Here is a 2,032-nt window from a genome sequence, read left to right on the forward strand (position 1 = left end):
CTTCCCGTCGAACCAATAAAATTGCAGCGATTTGCTCTGACGATCATAATAGGCGTTTTCGCCATAGCCGGCATGCGGCACCACAATCAGCCGGTTGCCTTCGAAGGCCCAGGTAATACGGCGGCCAAGAGCAAAGCCGCTCTCGAAAAAGTCGAGCGTATGCTGGACGGTTGCCCACACGCTGAGCTGGCGAAACTGCGGTAGCTTTCTGGTATTCTCATCGAGAACACGCCCGTTCGGTGCGACGAAGGCATTGCCCTTGCTGTCCCATACAGCTGGTGGCATCAGGGTGTTGGAGGTGGCATCGTAATCGACCACCGCAAAACGGGCCCTGGTCGGTCCGTCCCGCAACCCCGGCTCCCAGGGCACAAAGAAGTTCTGATCAATGGCCGCTGCAGGATTGTTCTTCGCCACAAGCGGATCTTTGAAATAGACATCGATTTGCAGGCGAAGATCGGTGTCCTTCTGCACCTCCAGCGGCAAGAAACGCCGTGCACCATAGAGCCTCCGGCGCGTTTCCGGCGAAAACCGGTGCTTGTTCTCCGGGGTTTTGCTTGCCATTTCGTTCCCCCTATTCCTGCCCCGCCGGGCAACGTTCAGGTGCGAAGGCATCGTTCAAGGTTTCGGCAAGACGCAAACCGGCGCGACCGAGTTGCGCGTCAAGAACAGGAAGATTTTCACGTCGATAGTCGTCGTCGAGCACACCATTGGCCGGGACAGAGCGCATAATATTGATAGCGAGCTGATGGCTCTCATTGGCCCAATCGATTGTAGTTCCGGAAGTCACTGAATTGGCGTCTGCGGTTTTCAGCCAACCATTCTCAAGGCGTTCCACGTAGCTGCCCCATGACCATACGGTCTTGTCAATGAGAGTAACATCCCAGACGGCATGAAGGTTGGCATTGAAAGGAACATTGCCGTTGACGCCCTCCTTGGTGACGACCGTGACCTCAACGCCGTTGCCGCCTTCTTCGTCGATGGCGTGCAGAGGTTGGTGCAAGTCGCTTAGGAAATGCACGAGGAATTTAAGCGCGCGCTGGCGTGGTTCGAGTGGAAGAGGGGGGCAGGCAACAATACTGAGCTGTCTGTTTATAGCGGCGATGATGCAATCACCATCAGACGCATCAAGAACGCAGTCGCGCGCGGGATCATAACCGGGAGCTATTCGAGGGATATCGACGAAGTGCCATCTAGTGGTGGTCTTGTCGCGAGTCCGTTCGTCGTTGGCCCAACTGGCAATTGAGGCCAACGATGAGCCGCTGCCAAGCAAGTCTGCGACATGCTGCAACGTCAGAGGGGCTAGCGATCTTTGAGCAATTTCGGCGATGATGGAATGACCCGAGGGTCCCCACGCGAAGGCCACATTCATAGCGGCGAACAGAAGCGCGACAGTCAATGCAATGCGGCGCATTCCCAAAGCCCTCCGCTCTCTTAAATCATGCGCTGGAATACTCCATCAAATGGTTGTCATGATCAAGCAGCTTGCAACTGTGGGTAGTCATGATTGTCCGTCCAGGAGAGGAAGAGCGTAGCCGGCAAATCTGTTTTGGCGGTTCAGCCTTTGGTCTGCATTGCCCACGAACGATGCCGTTCACCCACGCGACAGGGAAGCTCAAGCCATGGAGCGGTACAGCCAGTCACCGTAGCGCATCGAACCAATATACGTGTCGTTGAGTGGAAGCAGTGTGTCGTCATTTAATTCAACGCCGTAGTAGCGCGCGCTGTTGTCGGTAATGACCTGGCGTGTATCTTCGTTTGCTGCGAGGTGGATACGAGCAATTTCATCGAGCCCAAACTGCTCGGGCCCGCTGATCTCCACGGTACCGTTCCTTGCCGCCCCCATCGCCAATTCTGTCAGGATTTCGGCGACGTTATAGGCAGCTATTGGCCTTACCGATGCCGACGAGAGCCGAAAGGCATCTCCCTCTGCTCCCATGTCGACCACGCCGCTGATAAACTCGAAGAATTGCGTGGAATGGAGGATGGTGAAGGGTCTCCGCGCTGCCCGGATAAGATTTTCCTGCACCATCTT

The 2,032-nt window shown here is 55.8% G+C and carries 2 protein-coding genes and 1 pseudogene; all 3 read right to left on the bottom strand.

From position 1 onward, the window contains the following. A pseudogene (locus ACXJ5O_RS25310) lies at positions 1-561 on the bottom strand (serine protease); the annotation flags it as partial. A 10-nt stretch (positions 562-571) separates the two neighbouring features. Next, a complete protein-coding gene (locus ACXJ5O_RS25315) occupies positions 572-1,411 on the bottom strand; it encodes a S1/P1 nuclease (RefSeq protein ID WP_457302314.1) in 840 nt (279 codons plus the stop codon). Positions 1,412-1,612: 201 nt separating this feature from the next. Continuing rightward, a partial coding sequence (locus ACXJ5O_RS25320) for an SDR family oxidoreductase (RefSeq protein ID WP_457302315.1) occupies positions 1,613-2,032 on the bottom strand: 420 nt, incomplete at its 5' end.

This window comes from Phyllobacterium sp. P5_D12, assembly GCF_054049495.1.

What these genes read in the sequence shown, in the direction of transcription:
- ACXJ5O_RS25315 (WP_457302314.1), bottom strand. Translation starts at nt 1,411, where the DNA reads ATGCGCCGCATTGCATTGACTGTCGCGCTTCTGTTCGCCGCTATGAAT.